19 protein-coding genes and 1 tRNA gene are annotated in these 20,417 nt (G+C 75.1%); 12 read left to right on the top strand and 8 right to left on the bottom strand.

What is annotated here, in order from left to right; genetic code table 11:
- Positions 1–9 precede the first annotated feature (9 nt).
- The 5 genes from BLS21_RS01145 to BLS21_RS01125 all read right to left on the bottom strand — a co-directional run bounded on the left by BLS21_RS01145 (position 10) and on the right by BLS21_RS01125 (position 4,416).
- Complete coding sequence (locus BLS21_RS01145) at positions 10–759, bottom strand: hypothetical protein (RefSeq protein WP_091212741.1); 750 nt, start codon at positions 757–759, stop codon at positions 10–12.
- 131 nt (positions 760–890) lie between these two features.
- A complete protein-coding gene (locus BLS21_RS01140) occupies positions 891–1,433 on the bottom strand; it encodes a GNAT family N-acetyltransferase (RefSeq protein WP_091212740.1) in 543 nt (180 codons plus the stop codon).
- Positions 1,430–2,548, bottom strand: a complete 1,119-nt coding sequence (locus BLS21_RS01135; protein WP_091212738.1) for an alpha/beta fold hydrolase — start codon at positions 2,546–2,548, stop codon at positions 1,430–1,432. Before BLS21_RS01135 ends, BLS21_RS01140 begins: the two co-directional genes overlap by 4 nt.
- A complete protein-coding gene (locus BLS21_RS01130) occupies positions 2,469–2,864 on the bottom strand; it encodes a hypothetical protein (protein WP_091212736.1) in 396 nt (131 codons plus the stop codon). Before BLS21_RS01130 ends, BLS21_RS01135 begins: the two co-directional genes overlap by 80 nt.
- Before the next feature lie 52 nt (positions 2,865–2,916).
- Positions 2,917–4,416, bottom strand: a complete 1,500-nt coding sequence (locus tag BLS21_RS01125) for a long-chain-fatty-acid--CoA ligase (RefSeq protein ID WP_091212734.1) — start codon at positions 4,414–4,416, stop codon at positions 2,917–2,919.
- A gap of 143 nt (positions 4,417–4,559) precedes the next feature.
- On the opposite strand from BLS21_RS01125, the gene BLS21_RS01120 reads away from it, so the two are divergent.
- The 3 genes from BLS21_RS01120 to BLS21_RS01110 all read left to right on the top strand — a co-directional run bounded on the left by BLS21_RS01120 (position 4,560) and on the right by BLS21_RS01110 (position 7,164).
- Positions 4,560–5,330, top strand: coding sequence for an SDR family NAD(P)-dependent oxidoreductase (locus tag BLS21_RS01120; protein ID WP_217635929.1), 771 nt, complete (start codon positions 4,560–4,562; stop codon positions 5,328–5,330).
- A gap of 114 nt (positions 5,331–5,444) precedes the next feature.
- Complete coding sequence (locus BLS21_RS01115) at positions 5,445–6,308, top strand: NmrA family NAD(P)-binding protein (RefSeq protein WP_091212733.1); 864 nt, start codon at positions 5,445–5,447, stop codon at positions 6,306–6,308.
- A gap of 238 nt (positions 6,309–6,546) precedes the next feature.
- Positions 6,547–7,164: a nitroreductase family protein gene (locus BLS21_RS01110; protein WP_091212731.1), complete on the top strand. Its 618-nt coding sequence runs from the start codon at positions 6,547–6,549 to the stop codon at positions 7,162–7,164.
- Positions 7,165–7,351: 187 nt separating this feature from the next.
- Here the strand turns inward: BLS21_RS01110 and BLS21_RS01105 are convergent.
- The 3 genes from BLS21_RS01105 to BLS21_RS01095 form a co-directional block, all read right to left on the bottom strand.
- Positions 7,352–7,423, bottom strand: a tRNA-Arg gene (locus BLS21_RS01105).
- A gap of 59 nt (positions 7,424–7,482) precedes the next feature.
- Positions 7,483–8,136 (bottom strand): DUF305 domain-containing protein, encoded by a 654-nt coding sequence (locus BLS21_RS01100; protein WP_091212730.1) that lies wholly within the window; start codon positions 8,134–8,136, stop codon positions 7,483–7,485.
- Complete coding sequence (locus tag BLS21_RS01095; RefSeq protein WP_245699901.1) at positions 8,133–8,816, bottom strand: thioredoxin-like domain-containing protein; 684 nt, start codon at positions 8,814–8,816, stop codon at positions 8,133–8,135. The genes BLS21_RS01100 and BLS21_RS01095 overlap by 4 nt, the downstream gene beginning before the upstream one ends.
- Before the next feature lie 286 nt (positions 8,817–9,102).
- Between BLS21_RS01095 and argS the strand changes: the two genes are divergently transcribed.
- From argS to prmC, 9 genes are all read left to right on the top strand, one after another.
- Positions 9,103–10,764, top strand: a complete 1,662-nt coding sequence (gene argS, locus BLS21_RS01090) for an arginine--tRNA ligase (RefSeq protein ID WP_091212726.1) — start codon at positions 9,103–9,105, stop codon at positions 10,762–10,764.
- A complete protein-coding gene (gene lysA / locus BLS21_RS01085) occupies positions 10,761–12,251 on the top strand; it encodes a diaminopimelate decarboxylase (RefSeq protein ID WP_091212725.1) in 1,491 nt (496 codons plus the stop codon). The genes argS and lysA overlap by 4 nt, the downstream gene beginning before the upstream one ends.
- Positions 12,248–13,540 carry a homoserine dehydrogenase gene (locus BLS21_RS01080; RefSeq protein WP_091212723.1) on the top strand — a complete coding sequence of 431 codons (1,293 nt, stop codon included), beginning with the start codon at positions 12,248–12,250 and terminating at the stop codon, positions 13,538–13,540. The genes lysA and BLS21_RS01080 overlap by 4 nt, the downstream gene beginning before the upstream one ends.
- Positions 13,537–14,622, top strand: coding sequence for a threonine synthase (gene thrC, locus BLS21_RS01075; protein ID WP_175479351.1), 1,086 nt, complete (start codon positions 13,537–13,539; stop codon positions 14,620–14,622). Before BLS21_RS01080 ends, thrC begins: the two co-directional genes overlap by 4 nt.
- Positions 14,622–15,581: a homoserine kinase gene (gene thrB, locus BLS21_RS01070; RefSeq protein ID WP_091212721.1), complete on the top strand. Its 960-nt coding sequence runs from the start codon at positions 14,622–14,624 to the stop codon at positions 15,579–15,581. The genes thrC and thrB overlap by 1 nt, the downstream gene beginning before the upstream one ends.
- 245 nt (positions 15,582–15,826) lie before the next feature.
- Positions 15,827–17,989 carry a transcription termination factor Rho gene (gene rho / locus BLS21_RS01065; protein ID WP_091212720.1) on the top strand — a complete coding sequence of 721 codons (2,163 nt, stop codon included), beginning with the start codon at positions 15,827–15,829 and terminating at the stop codon, positions 17,987–17,989.
- A gap of 180 nt (positions 17,990–18,169) precedes the next feature.
- Positions 18,170–18,394 (top strand): 50S ribosomal protein L31, encoded by a 225-nt coding sequence (gene rpmE / locus BLS21_RS01060; protein WP_091212718.1) that lies wholly within the window; start codon positions 18,170–18,172, stop codon positions 18,392–18,394.
- 86 nt (positions 18,395–18,480) lie between these two features.
- Positions 18,481–19,557, top strand: a complete 1,077-nt coding sequence (prfA, locus tag BLS21_RS01055) for a peptide chain release factor 1 (protein ID WP_091212715.1) — start codon at positions 18,481–18,483, stop codon at positions 19,555–19,557.
- Complete coding sequence (gene prmC, locus BLS21_RS01050; RefSeq protein WP_091212713.1) at positions 19,554–20,414, top strand: peptide chain release factor N(5)-glutamine methyltransferase; 861 nt, start codon at positions 19,554–19,556, stop codon at positions 20,412–20,414. The genes prfA and prmC overlap by 4 nt, the downstream gene beginning before the upstream one ends.
- Positions 20,415–20,417 lie beyond the last annotated feature (3 nt).

Genomic DNA, 20,417 nt, shown 5'->3' with positions numbered 1-20,417 from the left:
CCGTCCTCCTCACGCCTCGGAGAAGGACCCCCTCCTCCCCACCCCTCGCGCGCTCGGGGCGGGACCCGGGAGGGGGCCGGAGCCTCGGGACGGGGCCGGGGACGGGATCTCCAGGGCCGCGGCCACCGCGTACTCGGCCGTGGTCGCCAGCTCCCGCGGCGTCGCGCCGGCGGAGGACAGCGCGGGCAGCAGGTGCACCTCCGCGACGGTGCCGGGGGAGGCGGCCAGCCAGCGCATGGCCGCCACCGTCGAGCGTCCGACAGGCGGCGGGGACGCCGCGCCGCGCCAGCGGACGGCGACCGGGCACACCGCGGCGCCGGCGTCCACCGCGGCGGCCAGCAGGGCGGGGGAGAAGCGGCCCAGACCCGCGCCACCCCGCACGCCCTCCTCGGGGCGCACGCTGACCGGCGTCCCCAGGCGCAGGTGCGTGGCGATCCGCGCGGAGACCGCGGGGACCGCCGGCACCGGCACCCCCGCGAGCCGGTGGGGGACCCCGGCGACCGCGGCGCCGGGGACGACGGTGAGCAGCGCCAGCGGGTCCAGGGCGGTGGCGGTGTTCGACACGAGCAGCAGCCCGGTGCCGGTGCGCGGCCAGGCCGTGGCCGGCACGTGGACCTCCACGCGCACCCCCAGGCCGGTCAGCACGCGGGCGGCGCCGCAGACGCTGCGGCGCCGGCTGCTGCCCACGGGCGGACGCAGACGGCCCGCGGCGACGGTGGCGCCGACGCGCAGCCAGGTCGACGAGGTCGCAGCGGTCACGGTGCCTCCCGGGACGTGCGGCGGACCCGGGTGGTCCGCTCGCACCGGGAGCGTCGCGGGCGCAGGTGTCGGGCCGGGAACGTCCGGGAGACGGCGACGAGACGGTCGCGGGACGACCCGTCGCCGACCCCTCAGGGCGTGTCGAGCGCCTCCGTGAGGCCGACCGCGTCCATGCCGGCCCAGGTGTCGTCGACGTGGTGGGCCAGCACCATGAGGTCGCGCAGGTTCCCCTCCCGGTCGCGGATGTGGTCCTCCAGCAGTGCCTCCCCGGTGAAGCCCAGACCGGTGAACAGCGCCAGGGCCGGCCCCTGGTCGGCGACCACCTCGACGACGAGCTTGGTCAGCCCGGCCTCGAGGGCGTGCACCACGGCGTGCCGGGCCAGCTCCCGCCCCAGCCCCGAGCCGCGGCGGTCGGGCGAGACCACCAGCCGGACCTCGCCGACGTGGTCGGACCAGCCGGGCAGCCGGAGGACGGCGACGTAGCCGAACACCCGGCCGCCGTCGTCCACCGCCACCCAGCGGTCGACCCCCGGTGAGCCGGCCGCCCAGCCGCGCACGACCTCGGGGTCGGTGACGTCCTCGCGGATGAAGGTCCGGTCGCCCTCGGGGAGGTCGGCGAAGAAGCGCACCAGGGCCTCGCAGTGCGCCTCGGTCAGCGGGGTCACGGTGGTCACCGGGCGACCTCCTCGCCCTGCAGCGGCTCACTGCGCCGTCGGAGGAAGTCGATGATCGTGGGCACCGTCGTCCGGGCCGCCGTCCGACCGACGACCAGGCCCATGTGCCCGGCCGGCAGCCGCAGCTCGTGCTTGTCCGGGGAGCCGACCAGGTCGATCAGGGGGGCGCTGGCCTCTGCCGGGACGATGTGGTCGCGATCGGCCCGGACGGTCAGGAACGGCACCCGGATGTCGGACAGGTGCACGCGGTCGCCGCCCACCGCCAGCCGGTCGGTGACCATCCCGTTGTCGCGCACCAGCATCCGCACCGTCTCCTCCGCGGCGGCCCCGGGGAAGGGGACGTGGTCGTCCGACCAGCCGGTCATGGCCTGGTAGCCGGCCACGTACTCGTCGTTCCAGAGGCGCTCCCACAGCGTCACGTAGCGGGTCACCTCGGCGGTGGGGGTCAGCGTCTTGAAGCCCTGCAGGACGACCCGGGGCGGCACGTTGCCGTCGGCGTCCAGCACGTCGGACACCTCCAGGCCGCCGACCCGGAACAGGTCGGCCAGCGGGCCCATGTGCCGGAAGTCGGCCGGGGTGGCCAGCACGGTGAGGCTGCGGATCGGCGCGTCCGGGTGGTGGGCGGCGTAGAGGAGGGCGAGGTCGCCGCCGAAGCAGTAGCCGAACAGGGTGACCTCGTCGGCCCCGGAGACCTCCAGCACCCGCTGGACGCCGGCCGGGATGTAGTCGTCGACGTAGTCCTCGAGGGTGTTGGCGGCGTCCCGCTCGTCCGGTTCGCCCCAGTCGAGCAGGTAGACGTCGAAGCCGGCGCGGAGCAGCTGCTCGACGAAGCTGTTGCCCGGCGCCAGGTCGAGGATGTAACTGCGGCTGACCAGGCTGAACACGACGAGCAGCGGTGGCGAGTACCGGACCCCGCCGTGGGTGTCGGGGTCGTTGCGGTAGTGCCACAGCTGGGTCCGGCCGCGCTGCCAGACGACGTCCTTGGGCGTCTGCCCGACGTCGGGCCGGGCGACGCCGCTGACCAGGCGCAGACCGTTACGGGCGCGCAGGGCGTTGCGCTCGACGTCGCGCCGGACGCGGTCGAGCACCGTCTGCGGGCTGGGCACTGTCGGCATCGGACTCCTCGGGGGTGCGGCGGCGCTCGGTCTCCCGTCGCGCCGCCTCGAGCTGCAGGGTCAGCCGGCGGACCTCGCGGTCGAGGGCGCCGACCTGGGCGCGCAGCCGGCTGACGTCGGTCCCGGCCGGCAGGTTCAGCAGGTGCCAGGCGCGGGCCGTCAGGTCGCGGGCGGAGCCGCGGGCCAGGGTGACCGCACGGCGGGTCAGGGCGGCACCGACGGCGAAGGCCTCGCTGCGGACGACCTCCTCCGCCCGGGGGGTCACGCGGCGCTCGACGGCGTCGAAGGCCTGCCGCCACCGCGGTGGCTCGGTCACGCGTCCTCCTCGACCGTGGGTGCTGCGTCCGTGCGTGCGGTCGCGGGTCCGCTCACGCCCGCACCCCCTCGGGGACCTCGACGGCCCGGCGGAGGATCTTGCCGGTGGGTCCCTTGGGCAGGGACTCGACCAGCCAGACGTGCCGCGGGTACTTGTAGGCGGCCACCCGCTCCTTGACCCAGGCGCGCAGCTCGTCGGGGTCGGCCTGCTGCCCGGGCTTGAGGGCCACCGCCGCGGCGACCTCCTCGCCCAGCTCGGGGTGCGGGACGCCGACGCACGCGGCCTCGGCGACCGCGGGGTGCTCGTAGAGCGCCTCCTCGATCTCCCGCGGGTACACGTTGTAGCCCCCGCGGATGATCATCTCCTTCTTGCGGTCGACGATGGCGAAGTAGCCGTCCTCGTCCTGCCGGGCCAGGTCGCCGGTGCGGAACCAGCCGTCCGGGATGGCCTTGGCCGTCTCCTGGGGCTTGCCCCAGTAGCCCCGCATGACGTTCTCGCCGCGGATGGCGATCTCGCCGACCTCCCCGCTGGGGACGTCGCGGCCCTCGTCGTCGACCAGGCGCATCTCCACGCCGCGGATGGGCGTGCCGATCGTGCCGGGCTTGCGCTCGGCGTGCGGGTGGTTGAACGAGGCCACCGGCGAGGTCTCGGAGAGCCCGTAGCCCTCGAGCACGATGCAGCCGAAGGCCTCCTCGAAGCCGCGCATGACCTCGACCGGCATCGCGGATCCGCCGGAGACGCACAGCCGCAGGCTGCTGACGTCGTACCGGTCGCGGTCGGGCTGGTGGAGCATCCCGGCGAACATCGTCGGCACGCCCTCGAAGACGGTCACCCGGTCCCGCTCGACGATCGACAGGGCCTTCCCGCCGTCGAAGCGCGGGAGCAGGGTCAGGCAGGAGCCGCCCATGACCGCGGCGTTGAGCGCGCAGGTCAGCCCGAAGACGTGGAACAGCGGCAGGCAGCCCATGACGACGTCGTCGGGGGTGTTCTCGAGCAGCGTCTCGCGGGTGGTCCGCGCGTTGCCCGCCAGGTTGGCGTGGGTCAGCTCCGCGCCCTTGGGCGGGCCGGTGGTCCCCGAGGTGTAGAGGATGACCGCCGCGTCCTGGTCCTCCCGTGGCTCGAGGTCCCGGCCGCCGGACCCGTCCAGCGCCTCGCCGGCGTCGACCGGGCCGACGGTCACCGCGTCGACGCCCACGGCGGCCGCGGCCTCGGTGGCCGCCTCGGCGATCGCGTCCAGCGCCACCACGAGCCGCGCGCCCGAGTCGCGCAGGTAGTACTCGACCTCGCGGGCCTTGAGCAGCGGGTTCATCGGGACGACGGCGGCGCCGGCCATCAGCGCGCCGTAGAACACGACCGGGAAGCTGAGCACGTTGGGCAGCACCATCCCGACCCGGTCGCCGGGCTGCACGCCCCGCTGCCGCAGGCCCGCGGCCACGCCGGCGGCGGCCTCGCAGAACCCGTCGTAGGTCAGGACGGCGTCGTCCATCCGGAGCGCCGGCCGGTCGCCGTGCGCGGCCGTGGTGTCGAGCAGGTGCTGTGCCAGGTTGGCCACGGGTCCTCCCCACCGGATCGCAGAACGGGTCCGGCCCCTACCCGGGAGGTCTGTGCTCTACCCCACAGTTCCGAGGGCCGCGGGTGGCGGGGCGGCCGCGGGGGCGACAGGCTCAGGGCCCACCGACGACGACGGGAGTGCACGTGACGGACAGGACGGTCCTCGACATGTTCCGGCTGGACGGCCGGGTGGCGATCGTGACGGGGGCGTCCTCCGGCCTCGGTGCCGTGTTCGCCCGTGCCCTGGCCCAGGCCGGTGCCGACGTCGCGCTCGGCGCCCGCCGGGAGGACCGGCTGGGCGACACCCGCGCGGCCGTGGAGGCGGCCGGACGGCGGGCGATCACGGTGCGCACCGACGTCGCCCGGCCCGAGGACTGCCAGGGGCTCGTGGACGCCACCGTGGCGGAGTTCGGGAAGGTCGACGTCCTGGTCAACAACGCCGGCGTCGGCACCGCCGTGCCGGCCACCCGGGAGACCCCGGAGCAGTTCCGCTCGGTGATCGACGTGAACCTCAACGGCTGCTACTGGATGGCGCAGGCCTGCGCGCGGGTGATGCAGCCGGGCAGCTCGATCGTCAACATCTCGAGCATCCTCGGGCTGACCACCGCCGGGCTGCCCCAGGCGGCCTACGCGGCCAGCAAGGCCGGTCTCATCGGGCTCACCCGCGACCTGGCGCAGCAGTGGACCGGCCGCAAGGGCATCCGGGTGAACGCGCTGGCCCCCGGCTTCTTCGAGTCGGAGATGACCGACCAGTACCCCGAGGGCTACATCGAGGGGCAGATGACCCGCGTCCTGGCCGGCCGCAAGGGCGACCCCATGGAGCTGGCCGCCGCGCTGGTCTTCCTGGTCAGTGACGCCGGCGGCTACGTCACCGGGACGACGCTGCCGGTCGAGGGCGGCCTGCTCACCAGCTGACCAGGGCCGCCCGTCCGGGGGACCTGCTCCCGCCGGGGAATGCGTCTCCGGACGGGGGGTTCGTGCGGGGCGGACCGCCGTCCGCCCCGCACGAGAGCCCCGAGGAGCACCCACATGTCGATCGTCGTCACCGGAGCCACCGGACACCTGGGCCGGCTGGCCGTCGAGGCGCTGCTGGAACGCGGCGTCCCGGCCGCGCACGTCGTCGCCACCGGACGCCGCACCGGGACCCTCGCCGACCTCGCCGACCGCGGCGTCGTCGTCCGCACCGCCGACTACGACGACGAGGCGTCGCTGGAGGAGGCCCTCGCCGGCGCCGACCGGCTCCTGCTGGTCTCCGGCAGCGAGGTCGGGCAGCGCGTGCGGCAGCACCGCAACGCCGTCGCGGCGGCGCGCGCCGCCGGCGTCGGGTTCATCGCCTACACCAGCATCGCGCACGCAGACACCTCCACGCTGCTGCTGGCCGAGGAGCACCGGGCCACCGAGCAGCTCCTGGCCGAGGCCGGGGTGCCGCACGCGCTGCTGCGCAACAGCTGGTACACGGAGAACTACACCGCCCAGCTGCCCGTCTACCTGGAGCACGGCATCGCCGGAGCGGCCGGCGACGGCGCGGTCAGCGCGGCGACCCGCGCCGACTACGCCGCGGCGGCCGCCGCCGTCGTGGCCACCGACGGGCACGCCGGTGCGGTGTACGAGCTGGGCGGCGCGCCGTTCACCATGACCGAACTGGCGCAGGTCGTCTCCGCAGCGACCGGCCGCACGGTGACCTACACCGACCTGCCCGTCGAGCAGTACCAGCAGGTCCTGGTCGCCGCGGGCCTGCCCGAGCCGGTCGCGGCCGTCGTCGCCGACGGCGACCGCGGCGTCGCCGCCGGCGAGCTCCTGGTCGAGGGCGACGACCTGGCCCGGCTGCTCGGTCGCGCGCCGGCGTCGCTGGCCGACGCCGTGGCCGCCGCCGTCACTGCGCTGCGCGCCTGACGCCGGCCCCGGACGGACGAGGGGCCCCGCCGCGGACGGCGGGGCCCCTCGCTGCCGCCCCGGCCAGTGCTCGCCGGGCGCCGGTCCCCTCGTCGGCCGGCACGTACCGGCGCGTGCCGGGCATCACCTCACGACACCGGCATGGTTGAGCCTTCAAGCAGGTTCTCAGGGCAGCCATCCGGCGACGCGGTGCACTCCTCGACCCGCTGCCGACCGAGCGACACACGGAACGGACGCCATGACCGCGACGAACCCGCCCACCTCGAAGACCGCGACCACCGCCGCGCCGCTGCACCCGCTGCTCGCCGAGCGGTGGAGCCCCCGCGCCCTCGACCCCCGGCACGAGCTCACGGTCGACCAGCTCACCGCCCTGCTCGAGGCCGCCCGCTGGGCGCCGAGCGCGTCGAACACCCAGCCGTGGCGGTTCGCCGTCGCGCTGCGGGGCAGCGCCGAGCACGCCGGCGTGCTCGATGCCCTGGCCCCCGGCAACCGAGCCTGGGCCCACGCCGCCTCGGCGCTCGTCGTCGCCGCCGCCGAGACGGCCGCTCCGGACGGCACGGCCCGGCCGTGGGCGGTCTACGACACCGGGCAGGCGGTGGCGCACCTGTCGGTGCAGGCGCAGCACGAGGGCCTCGTCGTCCACCAGCTCGGGGGCTTCGACCGGGACCGGGTCGCCGCGCTCCTCGCCGCCCCCGGCGAGGTCATGCCGCTCGTGGTGCTGGCTCTGGGGCGCCGTGACGAGGGAGTGCAGCTCGCCGAGCCGTTCGCCAGCCGGGAGACGGCCGCCCGGGACCGGCTGCCGCTCGACCAGCTGCTGCTGCCGCTGCAGCCCGTCGCCGTCGATCCCGCCGCCTGACCGGAACCGCTCACCGTCGGCGGCGTTCCGCCGCACCAGCCAGGTGAGCTCGTCGCCGTGATCCGGAACGGTCGGGAAGCCGCCGCCGGGTGCCGCCTGACCGCTGCGGTGACGGAGGGGGCGCCCCCGGACGCGAGAGGCCCCGCCGACCCGTTCCCGGGTCGGCGGGGCCTCTCGTGCTGCTGGGTGCCCCCGGCAGGATTCGAACCTGCGCACCCGCCTCCGGAGGGCGGTGCTCTATCCCCTGAGCTACGGGGGCTCTGCGGTGGGGCGTCGTAGAACCTACCAGCCCCGCCGCGGCGTCCGGACGGCGGTGCGTCAGGGCGCGGGGAGCGGGGTGCCGCCGCGGGCGGCGAGCATCCCCTCCATGGTCGTCACCTCCGCCGTCTGGGTCTCGGCGATCGTGCCGGCCAGGTCCGCGACGGCCGGGACGTCGGCCTGCTCGGCGGCGTACTGCGCCATGTCGAAGCCGCCCTGGTGGTGCCGGATCATCAGCCGCAGGAACTCGACGTCGAACTCCGTGCCCGACAGGGAGCGCAGCTGCGCCAGCTCCGACTCGGTGGCCATCCCCGGCATCAGACCGCCGTGCGCCGGGGCCACGTCGTGCCCGGCGTGCCCGCTGCCCGGGCCCATCCAGGCCATGGTGTCCCCGCCGCTGGGCGGCAGGCCCCACAGCGCCAGCCAGCCCTGCATCCGACCGGCCTGGTTCTGCTGGGTCTCGGCGATGTCGAAGGCCAGCTGGCGGACCTCCGGGTCGGTGCTGCGCTCGGGCACCAGGTTCGCCATCTCCACGCCCTGCAGGTGGTGCTGGGACATGTCACGGGCGAAACCGGCCGCCACCGACCCCGACTCCGGCGTCGCCTCGCCGCGGCCGATGCCCAGGGCGACCGCCGCGCCCCCGCCGATCAGGACCAGCCCGACGGCGATGACCGCCAGCAGGAGGACCCGCAGCGGGCTGCGCCCGGCGGTCACGGCGCGCCGGTCTCGGCCCCGGCCGTCGGCGTGGTCGGGGAGTCGGTGGTCGTGGAGGCAGCGCCGCGGCTGCTGTCCTCCACGGTCAGCGGGTCGCTGATGAACTGCGGGTTCTCGCAGCTGGCACCCGGCTCGGGGTAGAACTCCTGGTTGTAGGTGAAGAAGTCGGCGAACTGCTGGACCCGCGGGTCGTCGGCCGAGTCGACCTTCAGCTGGTGGTTCCAGGACTGCAGGCTGACGGGGGAGTCCTGCCCGGGGTTCGGGGAGAGCATCCGCCCGGACTCGCTGGTCAGGTCGGTGAGCGTCTGCAGGGCGTCGCCGCTGACGACGCCGGGGTCGTAGGTGATCCAGACGGCGCCGTGCTCGAGGCTGTGGACGGCGTTCTCCAGCCGGATCGGCACGTCGTAGACGGTGCCGGTGCAGTCGGCCCACTCGCCGTCGTGCGGCCCGCCCACCGGCGGGGACTGCTCGTAGGTGACCGGGGTCGTGACGTGCTGCTGGCCGGCGGCGTAGTCGAAGGTCTGCAGGCCCTGGATCTCGTCGGCCGAGTCGACCCGGCCCTCCTCGGCCTCGTTGACCTGCAGGACGGCGTAGGTGAGGACGGCGGCGGCGAACACCAGGACGGCGACCGCGGCGGCGATCAGCCCCCACGGCCGCTGCGGGGCCACGACGTTGGTCACCGGCGGACGCGTGCGCCCGCCCCTCCCGCCTGCCGCGCCCGCCCGGTCGGCTCCGCCGCGCGTGCGGTGGGGCTCGGGCTTGCGGTCCTTGGCCAAGGCCTCTCCTCGGTGCTCGGTGTCCTCGCCGGCCGCGTCCGTGCGCGTGCCGGTGCGCCGCGCGGCGACTCCTGCGCGGCGGGTGCGGCCGCCGAGTCTAGGTGCGCGACCTGAACGCACCCGGGCAGAACGCCGGTCGGGGTGAGGAAGGCCGCACGGGGCGCACGGGCCCGGTCAGTACGCTCGTGCGGTGACACCCGAGCAGCTGCGGAACGTCGTCCGGACCGCCGTGGCCGCCGCCGTCGACCGCGGCGCGCTGGCCGTCCCGGTGCCCGAGGACGTCGTCGTCGAGCGCCCGAAGAACCCCGAGCACGGCGACTACGCGACCAACGTGGCCCTGCGCCTGGCCAAGCCCGCCGGCCGCCCGCCCCGCGAGGTCGCCGAGGTGCTCGCCGAGGAGCTGCGCGCCCGGCCCGGCATCGCCGCGGTCGACGTCGCCGGGCCCGGCTTCCTCAACGTCACCCTCGCCCAGGGCGCGCTCGGCCGCATCGCGGTCGAGGCGGTCACCGCCGGCCCGGCCTACGGGCACACCGACACCCTCGCCGGGCAGAAGCTGAACCTGGAGTTCGTCTCGGCCAACCCGACCGGGCCGGTGCACATCGGCGGCACCCGCTGGGCCGCCGTCGGCGACGCCCTCGGCCGGCTGCTGGAGGCCAGCGGCGCCACCGTCACGCGGGAGTACTACTTCAACGACGCCGGTGCGCAGATCGACCGGTTCGCCCGCAGCCTGATGGCCGCCGCCCACGGCCGGCCGGTACCCGAGGACGGTTACGCCGGCGACTACATCGGCGAGATCGCCACCCAGGTCGTCGACGCCGAGCCCGGCGTGCTGGAGCTGCCCGGGGAGCAGCAGCAGGAGCGCTTCCGGGAGCGCGGCGTCGAGCTGATGTTCGCCGAGATCAAGCGGACGCTGGCCGCGTTCGGCGTCGAGTTCGACGTCTACTTCAGCGAGCGCACGCTGCACGAGACCGGTGCACTGGAGAAGGCCATCGCGCGGCTGCGCGAGAACGGCCACGTCTACGAGGCCGACGGCGCCACCTGGCTGCGGACCACCGACTTCGGCGACGACAAGGACCGTCCGCTGGTCAAGAGCGACGGCGACCCCACCTACTTCGCCGCCGACTGCGCCTACTACCTGGACAAGCGCAACCGCGGCTTCGACAAGGTCGTGATCATGCTGGGTGCCGACCACGCCGGCTACGTCGGCCGGTACAAGGCGCTGGTGGCCGCGGTCGGCGACGACCCCGAGGTCAACCTGGAGATCCTGCTCGGCCAGCTGGTCAACCTGGTCCGCGACGGCGAGCCGGTGCGGATGAGCAAGCGGGCCGGCACCGTCGTCCTGCTCGAGGACCTCGTCGAGGCCGTCGGCAAGGACGCCGCCCGCTACGCCCTGGCGCGGGCCTCGGTCGACCAGCAGATCGACCTGGACCTCGACCTGTGGAGCCGGCAGACCAACGACAACCCGGTCTTCTACGTCCAGTACGCGCACGCCCGGATCTCCTCCGTGCTGCGCAACGCCGCCGACCTCGGCCTGGCGCTCGGCGACCCGGGGGGCGTCGACGTCGCCGAGCTGACCCACGAGCGGGAGAACGACCTGCTGCGGGCGATCGGCGAGTTCCCCCGGGTGCTGACGTCGGCCGCCGAGCTGCGCGCCCCGCACCGGGTGGCCCGCTACCTCGAGGAGCTGGCCGGCACCTACCACCGCTTCTACGACTCCTGCCGCGTGCTCCCGCGCGGCGACGAGGAGGCGACCCCGCTGACCACCGCCCGGCTGTGGCTGTGCGCGGCCACCGCCGTGGTGCTGCGCAACGGCCTCGGCGTGCTGGGCGTCGACGCCCCGGAGCGGATGTGAGAGCGCACCCTGCCGGCCCGCTGCACGGCGGCATGACCCCGCCGCCGTCGGTCGGCCTGCCGCCGGCCGACCTCGGCGCCCTCGACCCGCAGGTCTGGCCGCGGTCGGCGCAGCGGGTCGACGGCGAGCTGCACCTGGGTGGCCGGCCGGTCACCGAGCTGGCGCGGGCGCACGGCACCCCGCTGTTCGTGCTGGACGAGGCCGACTTCCGCGGCCGGGCCGCGGACTTCGCCGCCGCCTTCGACGGCGCCGACGTGCACTACGCGTCGAAGGCGTTCCTCTGCGGGCAGGTCGCCCGCTGGATCGCCGACGACGGCCTGCACCTGGACGCCTGCTCGGGCAACGAGCTGGCCCTGGCCCTGGCCGCCGGGTTCCCGGCCGAGCGGATCGCGCTGCACGGCAACAACAAGTCGCTCGTCGAACTGCAGCTGGCCGTCGACTCCGGCATCGGCCACGTCGTCCTGGACTCCTTCGACGAGATCGACCGGCTGGTCCCGATGGCCGCCGCGCGGGTCGCCGCCGGCGGCGCGCCGGTGCCGGTGCTCATCCGGACGACGGTCGGCATCGAGGCGCACACCCACGAGTTCATCGCCACCGCCCACGAGGACCAGAAGTTCGGCTTCTCGCTGGCCACCGGCGACGCGCTGACCGCCGCGGTCCGGGTCATCCGCGAGCCGGCCCTGCGGCTGACCGGCCTGCACAGCCACATCGGCTCGCAGATCTTCGACACCGCCGGGTTCGAGGCGGCTGCGCACCGGGTGGTGGGCCTGCTCGGCCAGGTGTGGCAGGCCACCGGTGAGGTGCTGGGGGAGCTCAACCTCGGTGGCGGCTTCGGCATCGCCTACCTGCCGGAGGAGGACCCGGTCAGCCCCGACGACGTCGCCCGCCGGCTGCGCAGCGTCGTCGCCGCCGAGTGCGCGGCGCTGGACCTGCCGGTGCCACGGCTGGCCGTCGAGCCCGGGCGGGCCATCGCCGGCCCCGGCACGGTGACGCTGTACGAGATCGGCACCATCAAGCCGGTGCGGCTGGGCAGCGGCGGGCAGGGCGCCCCGCAGGTGCGCAACTACGTCTCGGTCGACGGTGGGATGAGCGACAACATCCGCACCGCGCTCTACGACGCGTCCTACACCTGCGTGCTGGCCAACCGGACCTCCGACGCCCCGCCGGCGCTGTGCCGGGTCGTCGGCAAGCACTGCGAGAGCGGCGACGTCCTGGTCCGCGACCTGTGGCTGCCCGCCGACGTGCAGCCCGGCGACCTGCTCGCCGTCGCCGCGACCGGCGCCTACTGCTGGTCGATGGCGAGCAACTACAACTACCTGCTCAAGCCGCCGGTGGTGGCCGTCCGGGAGGGCGTCGCCACGGAGGTCGTCCGGCGTCAGACACTGTCGGACGTGTTCGCCCTCGACGCCGTCCTCGCCGACGTGCCCGCGCCCTCGCCGGCGATCGACCAGCCCGCGCCCGAGCACCCGGCAGGAGCCCGCTCGTGAGTGATCCGCTGAAGGTCGCGCTGCTGGGCTGCGGCACCGTCGGGAGCGCCGTGCTCCGGCTGCTGGAGGAGCAGGCGGGCGACCTCACCGCCCGCATCGGCCGGCCGGTCGAGGTCGCCGGCGTCGCGGTCCGCCGCCCCGACCGGCACCCCGACGTCCCGGCGCACCTGCTCACCACCGACGCGCACGGGCTGGTGACCCGGGACGACGTCGACCTGGTCGTCGAGGTCATCGGCGGCATCGAGCCGGTGCGGTCGCTGCTCCTGGCCGCCTTCGAGGCGGGCAAGTCGGTGGTCAGCGCCAACAAGGCGCTGCTGGCCGACGACGGCGTCGAGCTGCACGCGGCCGCGGCCAAGGCCGGCGTCGACCTGTACTACGAGGCCGCCGTGGCCGGGGCGATCCCGCTGCTGCGCCCGCTGCGCGAGTCGCTGGCCGGTGACCAGCTGCGCCGGGTGGTCGGCATCGTCAACGGCACGACCAACTACATCCTGTCCCGGATGGCCGAGACCGGGCACGGCTTCACCGAGGCCCTGGCCGAGGCGACCGAGCTGGGGTACGCCGAGGCCGACCCGACCGCCGACGTCGACGGCTTCGACGCCGCGGCCAAGGCCGCCATCCTGGCCTCGCTGGCGTTCCACACCCCGGTCTCGGCCACGGACGTGTACCGGGAGGGCATCTCCGCGGTCACCGCGACCGACGTCGCCCGCGCCGCGGAGATCGGCTGCACGGTCAAGCTGCTGGCCATCTGCGAGCGGGTGCTGGCGGACGGCGGGGACTCCGTCGCCGTCCGCGTGCACCCGGCGATGATCCCGACGACGCACCCGCTGGCCTCGGTCGGCGGCGCGTTCAACGCCGTCTTCGTCGAGGCCGAGGCCGCCGGGCAGCTGATGTTCTACGGCCAGGGCGCCGGCGGGGACGCGACCGCCAGCGCCGTGCTCGGCGACCTGGTCGCCGTCGCGCGCAACCGGGTCGCCGGGGTCGCCGGCCCGGGCGTCACCACCTACGCGGGGCTGCCCGCGCGGCCGATCGCCGAGACCCCCACCCGGTACCACGTCAGCCTCGACGTGGCCGACAAGCCGGGCGTGCTCGCGACGGTGGCGCAGGAGTTCGCCCGCCACGGGGTCAGCATCGCCACCGTGCGGCAGGACGGGCACGGGGACGCCGCGACGCTGGTCATCGTGACGCACAGCGCCCCGGACGCCGCCCTGTCGGCGACGGTGACCGCGCTGCGGGAGATGCCCGCGGTGCGCGGCGTCACCAGCATCCTGCGTGTGGAAGGACTGTCATGACGACGCAGCTGCCCGTGCGGGGCACCGTGTCCCCGCTGTGGCCCGGCCTCATCGAGGCCTACCGCTCGCGGCTGCCGGTCAGCGACAGCACCCCGGTGGTCACCCTCCAGGAGGGCGCGACCCCGCTGGTGCCGGCGCAGGAGCTGTCCCGCCGCACCGGCTGCGACGTCTACCTCAAGGTCGAGGGCGCCAACCCGACCGGGTCGTTCAAGGACCGCGGGATGACCATGGCCATCACCAAGGCCAAGGAGGAGGGCGCGCAGGCGGTCATCTGCGCCTCCACCGGCAACACCAGCGCCAGCGCCGCCGCCTACGCCGCGCGCGCCGGCCTGGTCTGCGCCGTCCTGGTGCCGCAGGGCAAGATCGCCCTGGGCAAGCTGGCCCAGGCGCTGGTGCACGGCGCCAAGCTGCTGCAGGTCGACGGCAACTTCGACGACTGCCTGGCGCTGGCCAGCAAGCTGTCGATCGACTACCCGGTCAGCCTGGTCAACAGCGTCAACCAGTACCGGATCGAGGGGCAGAAGACCGCCTCGTTCGAGGTCGTCGACGTCCTCGGCGACGCCCCCGACATCCACTGCCTGCCGGTCGGCAACGCCGGCAACATCACCGCGTACTGGCAGGGCTACCGCGAGTACGCCGCCGACGGCACGGCCGGCCGGACACCGCGGATGTGGGGCTTCCAGGCCGCCGGCGCCGCGCCCATCGTCACCGGGCAGGTCGTCGAGCAGCCGCAGACCATCGCCACGGCCATCCGCATCGGCAACCCGGCGTCCTGGACCAAGGCGCTGGCCGCCCGCGACGAGTCCGGCGGGCGCATCGACGCCGTCACCGACCGGGCCATCCTGGCCGCCTACCGGCTGCTGGCCCGCACCGAGGCCGTCTTCGTCGAGCCGGCGTCGGCCGCCTCGGTCGCCGGGCTGCTCCAGGTCGCCGAGGCCGGCGAGCTCGAGCCCGGCCAGCGCGTCGTCTGCACGGTGACCGGCAACGGGCTCAAGGACCCGGAGTGGGCCATCTCCGGCGCGCCGGCCCCGGTCACCGTCCCGGTCGACGCCGCGACCGCCGCCGCCCAGCTGGGGCTGTAGTGGCGCAGCTCGACCCGGACGCGGTGCGGGTCCGCGTCCCGGCCACCAGCGCCAACCTGGGGCCGGCCTTCGACAGCGCGGGCATCGCCCTGGCCTGCCACGACGTCGTCGCGTTCGGCGTCGTCGCGTCCGGCCTGGAGGTCGAGGTCTCCGGCAGGGGCGCGGGGGAGCTGCCCACGGACGAGTCGCACCTGGTGGTGCGCGCCTTCCGGGCCGCGTGCGACGAGCTCGGCTGGACGCCGTCCGGCCTGCGCGTCGTCGCCGAGAACGGCATCCCCCAGGGGCGGGGGATGGGCTCGTCGGCGGCGGCCGTCGTGGCCGGCGTGCTCGGCGCCTGGGCGCTGTGCCCCGAGGTCGACACCGTCGACCTCGACGCGGTGCTCCGGCTCACCTCCGAGCTGGAGGGCCACCCGGACAACGTCGCCCCGTGCCTGCTCGGTGGGGCGACGCTGTCGTGGACGACCGGCGGGGTCGCCCGCGCCGACACCATCCCCGTGCACGACGACGTGCGACCGGTGGTGCTCGTCCCCGACGCGACGCTGTCCACGCACGTCGCCCGCGGCCTGCTGCCCGACGCCGTCCCGCACGCCGACGCGGCCTTCAACGCCGGGCGCGCCGCGCTGCTGGTGCACGCCCTGGTCAGCGAGCCGGCGCTGCTGTTCGAGGCGACCGAGGACCGGCTGCACCAGCGGCAGCGCGCGGCGGCCATGCCCGACTCCGCGCGGCTGCTCGAACGGCTGCGCGCCGCCGGCCACGCCGCCGTGGTCTCCGGCGCCGGCCCGAGCCTGCTGGTGCTCACCCGGCGGCACCCCGACGACCCCGCGGACGACCCGGCCGGCGCGGTCTGCGTGCGCGACGTGGCCGATCTCACTCCCGAGGGGTGGTCGGTGCTCCCCCTGGGGGTGGATGTCCACGGTGCGCGTGTGCAGCGCCCCGGCCAGCAGGTATCGTCTCGATAACGAGGAACACACCGGTACCGCACGGTGTTGTCGCGTTCGTGAGCTCGAACTAGGCTCACGGCGTAGCCGCCCAGTCGGGCGAGCCTCGCGCGGGGCGTTGCAGACGATCTGATGTCCGTCGCCGCAGAACCGCTCCGCACCCACTGCATCCCGCTTTCCTCGCTGTCCGCTCAAAGATCGGGCGGCAGGGGCCGGATCACCCCCTGCGCTGGTAGGCGCAGGTCTCCGCAGGGAAGGACCTGTACGTGAGCGAGACCACCGACCTCGTCACCGCGCCGCAGGGCGCAGGCACCGACGAGGCACCTGCCGCTTCTGGGACGACGGGCCGTACCCGTCGCCGCGGCAGCGGGCTCTCCGGCATGCTGCTGCCCGAGCTGCAGCGACTGGCCGCCGAGCTCGGCATCTCCGGCACCGCCCGGATGCGCAAGGGCGACCTGGTCGCCGCCATCTCCGCCCGCCAGGTGGGCGGCGAGGGTGCTGGTGGCGCCACCACCGACGCGGCCCCCGCCGACATCCCGACCGCTCGTGGCGCCGACACCGCGCGCGGGGTGGCTGCCACGGCCGCACCGCTCGAGGCCCCGATCAGCGGTGGCGCGAACAGCGGTCCGCTGACCGCGTCGCCCGACGCGGGCACCGAGGCCGCCCCGCGCCGCCGTCGTGCGGCCAGCCGGCCCGCCGGCGCGCCGGCGGCCGAGAGCACCGCTCCGGCCGAGGCCACCGCCCCGGCGGCCGAGGCCGCTGCTCCGGCGGCCGAGGGCACCGCCCCGGCGGGCGAGGTCGCGCCGAGCGCGCCCGAGCCGCGCGCCGGGACCGCTGCGCCCGCAGCCGGCACCGCGCCCGAGCAGACCGACGGCGAGCGCACCGAGGGCGACCGCCCGCAGCGCAACCGCGACCGCGGGCGCAACCGCGGCGAGCGGGACGGCGGCAACCGTGGCGACCGCGGCGACAACCGCGAGCGCGAGGCCACCCGGGACGGCGGCGACCGCGCCGAGCGCACCACCCGCGGCGACCGCGACACCACCCGCACCGACCGCGACACCACCCGCGGCGAGCGGGACGGCAACCGCGGTCCCGACCGGGGCGAGCGCGGCGGCCGGCCGGACAACCGCACCGACAACCGCAACGACCGCGGCACCGACAACCGCAACGACGAGGACGACGACGACTTCGAGGGCGGTCGCGGCCGCCGGGGGCGTCGTTACCGGGACCGCAACCGTCGCGGCAACAACCGCGAGCGCTTCGACCAGAACGAGCCGACCATCAGCGAGGACGACGTCCTCCTGCCGGTCGCCGGCATCCTCGACGTGCTGGACAACTACGCGTTCGTCCGCACCTCCGGCTACCTGACCGGCCCGAACGACGTCTACGTCTCGCTGTCGCAGGTGCGCCGCTACGGCCTGCGCCGCGGTGACGCCATCACCGGCGCCGTCCGTCAGCCCCGCGAGGGCGAGCGCAAGGACAAGTACAACGCGCTGGTCCGGCTGGACACCGTCAACGGCCTGGAGCCCGAGCAGGCCCGGCAGCGCCCGGAGTTCACCAAGCTGACCCCGCTCTACCCGCAGGAGCGCCTGCGGCTGGAGACCGAGCCGCACCAGCTGACCACCCGGGTCATCGACCTGGTCATGCCGATCGGCAAGGGGCAGCGCGCCCTCATCGTGTCGCCGCCCAAGGCCGGCAAGACGATGGTGCTGCAGTCGATCGCCAACGCGATCACGACGAACAACCCCGAGTGCCACCTCATGGTCGTCCTCGTCGACGAGCGGCCCGAGGAGGTCACCGACATGCAGCGCTCGGTGAAGGGCGAGGTCATCGCCTCGACCTTCGACCGGCCGCCGTCGGACCACACCACGGTCGCGGAGCTGTCCATCGAGCGCGCCAAGCGCCTGGTCGAGATGGGCCACGACGTCGTCGTGCTGCTGGACTCGATCACCCGCCTGGGCCGCGCCTACAACCTGGCGGCCCCCGCCAGCGGGCGCATCCTCTCCGGCGGTGTCGACTCCACGGCGCTCTACCCGCCCAAGCGCTTCCTCGGTGCCGCCCGCAACATCGAGAACGGCGGCTCGCTGACCATCATCGCCTCGGCGCTGGTCGAGACCGGATCGACGATGGACACGGTCATCTTCGAGGAGTTCAAGGGCACCGGTAACGCGGAGATCAAGCTGGACCGCCGCCTGGCGGACAAGCGGGTCTTCCCGGCCGTCGACGTCAACGCGTCGGGCACGCGCAAGGAGGAGATCCTCATGTCGCCCGACGAGCTGGCCATCGTCATCAAGCTGCGCCGGGTGCTCGCCGCGCTCGAGCCGCAGCAGGCGCTGGAGCTGCTGCTCGACAAGCTGCGCAAGACGCGCAACAACATCGAGTTCCTCATGCAGATCCAGAAGACGACGCTCGGCCCCGGCAACGAGTGAAGGACCCCTCCTGCCCCCCGACCCTCGCTCCGCCCGGGCCGGGACCCTGCAGGAGGGCCGTCCCAGCACGTCGCCGGCGTCAGGGATACTGAGCGACCGAGCCCCGCTGCGCGGCCGGAATGACCGGCCGGCCGCCGGCGTTCGACCACCTGAACGGCACAGACCACCGGAAGAGGCGACATGAAGCCCGGCATCCACCCCGACTACCACACCACCACGGTGACCTGTGGTTGCGGGAACACCTTCACCACCCGCAGCACGGCACCTGGCGGCACGTTGACCGTCGAGACCTGCTCCGCCTGCCACCCCTTCTACACGGGCAAGCAGCGGATCCTGGACACCGGCGGCCGCGTGGCCCGCTTCGAGAAGCGGTTCGGCAAGCGCAACGCCAACGCCGGCCAGTAGTCCACCCGACGGCGCCCGTCCCACCTCGCGTGGGGCGGGCGCCGTCGTCGTGTCCAGCCCCGTGCACCACCCCGAGAGGACTTCCCATGAGCAGCACCGACGCCGCACCTGACCGGCTGAGCGGGCTGCTGGCCGAGCACGCCGCGCTGGAGACCGAGCTGGCCGACCCCGCCGTCCACGCCGACGCGTCCCGCGCCCGGCGCCTGGGCCGCCGCTACGCGCAGCTGGCCCCGCTGGTGGAGACGAAGCGCGCGCTGGACGCCGTCCGTGACGACCTCGCCGCCGCGCGCGAGCTCGCCGACGAGGACGCCTCCTTCGCCGCCGAGGCCGCGGCGCTCGAGCAGCGGGTGCCCGAGCTCGAGGAGCGGCTGCGCGAGCTGCTCCTGCCCAAGGACCCCGACGACGACAAGGACGTCATCCTCGAGATCAAGGCGGGGGAGGGCGGCGCGGAGTCGGCGCTGTTCGCCGGCGACCTGCTGCGCATGTACCTGCGCTACGCCGAGCGCCGCGGCTGGGCCACCGAGGTGCTCGACGCCGTGCCGGCCGAGCTCGGGGGCTACAAGGACGTCTCGATCGCGATCAAGTCCCGTACCGACGAGGGCATCTGGTCCCGGCTGAAGTTCGAGGGCGGTGTGCACCGGGTCCAGCGGGTGCCGGTCACCGAGTCCCAGGGCCGCATCCACACCTCCGCCGTCGGCGTCCTCGTGCTGCCCGAGGCGGAGGAGGTCGACGTCACCGTCGACCCCAACGACCTGCGCATCGACGTCTTCCGCTCGTCGGGCCCCGGCGGGCAGAGCGTGAACACCACCGACTCCGCCGTCCGGATCACCCACCTGCCGACCGGCATCGTCGTCAGCTCGCAGAACGAGAAGAGCCAGCTGCAGAACCGCGAGTCGGCGCTGCGGGTGCTGCGCTCCCGGCTGCTGGCCGCCGCTCGCGAGGAGGCCGCCGCGGCCGCCAGCGACCAGCGCCGCAGCCAGGTCCGCACGGTCGACCGCAGCGAGCGGGTGCGCACCTACAACTTCCCGGAGAGCCGGATCTCCGACCACCGGGTCGGCTTCAAGGCGCACAACCTCGACCAGGTGCTGGACGGCGAGCTCGACCCGGTCATCGACGCGCTCACCCGCGCGCACACCGCCGAGCTGCTGGCGGCCGGCTCCTGAACACCCGGCTGCTGCTCACCGACGCCGCGCGGCGGCTCGCCGACGCCGGGGTCGAGTCGCCACGGGTGGACGCCGAGCTGCTGCTCGCCCACGTCCTCGGCGTCCCCCGCGCCGGCCTGCTCACCCTCGGCGAGGTGCCGGACGACGCGGCCGTCCGCTTCGAGGCCCTCGCCGGGCAGCGCGCCGACCGGGTGCCGCTGCAGCACCTCACCGGCCGCGCCCCGTTCCGCCACCTCGAGCTCGCCGTCGGCCCGGGCGTCTTCGTGCCGCGGCCGGAGACCGAGCAGCTCGTCGAGTGGGCGCTCGCGCGGCTGGCCGGTCTGGCCGAGCCGGTCGTCGTCGACCTGGGCAGCGGCTCCGGCGCCATCGCGCTGGCGATCGCGCACGAGCACCCCGGCGCGCGGGTCACCGCCGTCGAGCGCGACCCCGTCGCGATCGAGTGGACGAAGGCCAATGCCGCCACCCGCGCCGCGGCGGGGGACACCCCCGTCGAGGTGCTGTCCGGCGACATGACCGACCCCCGCCTGCTGCGGGACCTCGACGGCACGGTCGACCTCGTCGTCTCCAACCCGCCCTACGTGCCCGACGGCGCCACGGTGCCGCGCGAGGTGGCCGACCACGACCCGCCGCTCGCGCTGTGGGGCGGCCCCGACGGGCTCGACGTCGTCCGCGGGCTGCTGCGCACCGCCGCCCGCCTGCTGCGGCCCGGCGGCGGGCTGGGCATCGAGCACGCCGACCAGCAGGGGGGCGCACTGCCCGCGCTGGTGCGGGCCTCCGGCGGCTGGACCGACGTCGAGGACCACCCCGACCTGGCCGGCCGTCCCCGGTACACGACCGCGCACCGGAGCGGGGGATGACAG

The organism is Geodermatophilus siccatus (genome assembly GCF_900103785.1).
Taxonomy (GTDB): domain Bacteria; phylum Actinomycetota; class Actinomycetes; order Mycobacteriales; family Geodermatophilaceae; genus Geodermatophilus; species Geodermatophilus siccatus.
The sequence above is the reverse complement of the archived record's forward strand: the minus strand, read 5'-3'. Positions and strand labels throughout refer to the sequence as shown.

What these genes read in the sequence shown, in the direction of transcription:
- BLS21_RS01135 (WP_091212738.1), bottom strand. Translation starts at nt 2,548, where the DNA reads ATGCCGACAGTGCCCAGCCCGCAGACGGTGCTCGACCGCGTCCGGCGC.
- BLS21_RS01115 (WP_091212733.1), top strand. Translation starts at nt 5,445, where the DNA reads ATGTCGATCGTCGTCACCGGAGCCACCGGACACCTGGGCCGGCTGGCC.
- BLS21_RS01110 (WP_091212731.1), top strand. Translation starts at nt 6,547, where the DNA reads ATGACCGCGACGAACCCGCCCACCTCGAAGACCGCGACCACCGCCGCG.
- thrC (WP_175479351.1), top strand. Translation starts at nt 13,537, where the DNA reads ATGACGACGCAGCTGCCCGTGCGGGGCACCGTGTCCCCGCTGTGGCCC.
- rpmE (WP_091212718.1), top strand. Translation starts at nt 18,170, where the DNA reads ATGAAGCCCGGCATCCACCCCGACTACCACACCACCACGGTGACCTGT.
- prfA (WP_091212715.1), top strand. Translation starts at nt 18,481, where the DNA reads ATGAGCAGCACCGACGCCGCACCTGACCGGCTGAGCGGGCTGCTGGCC.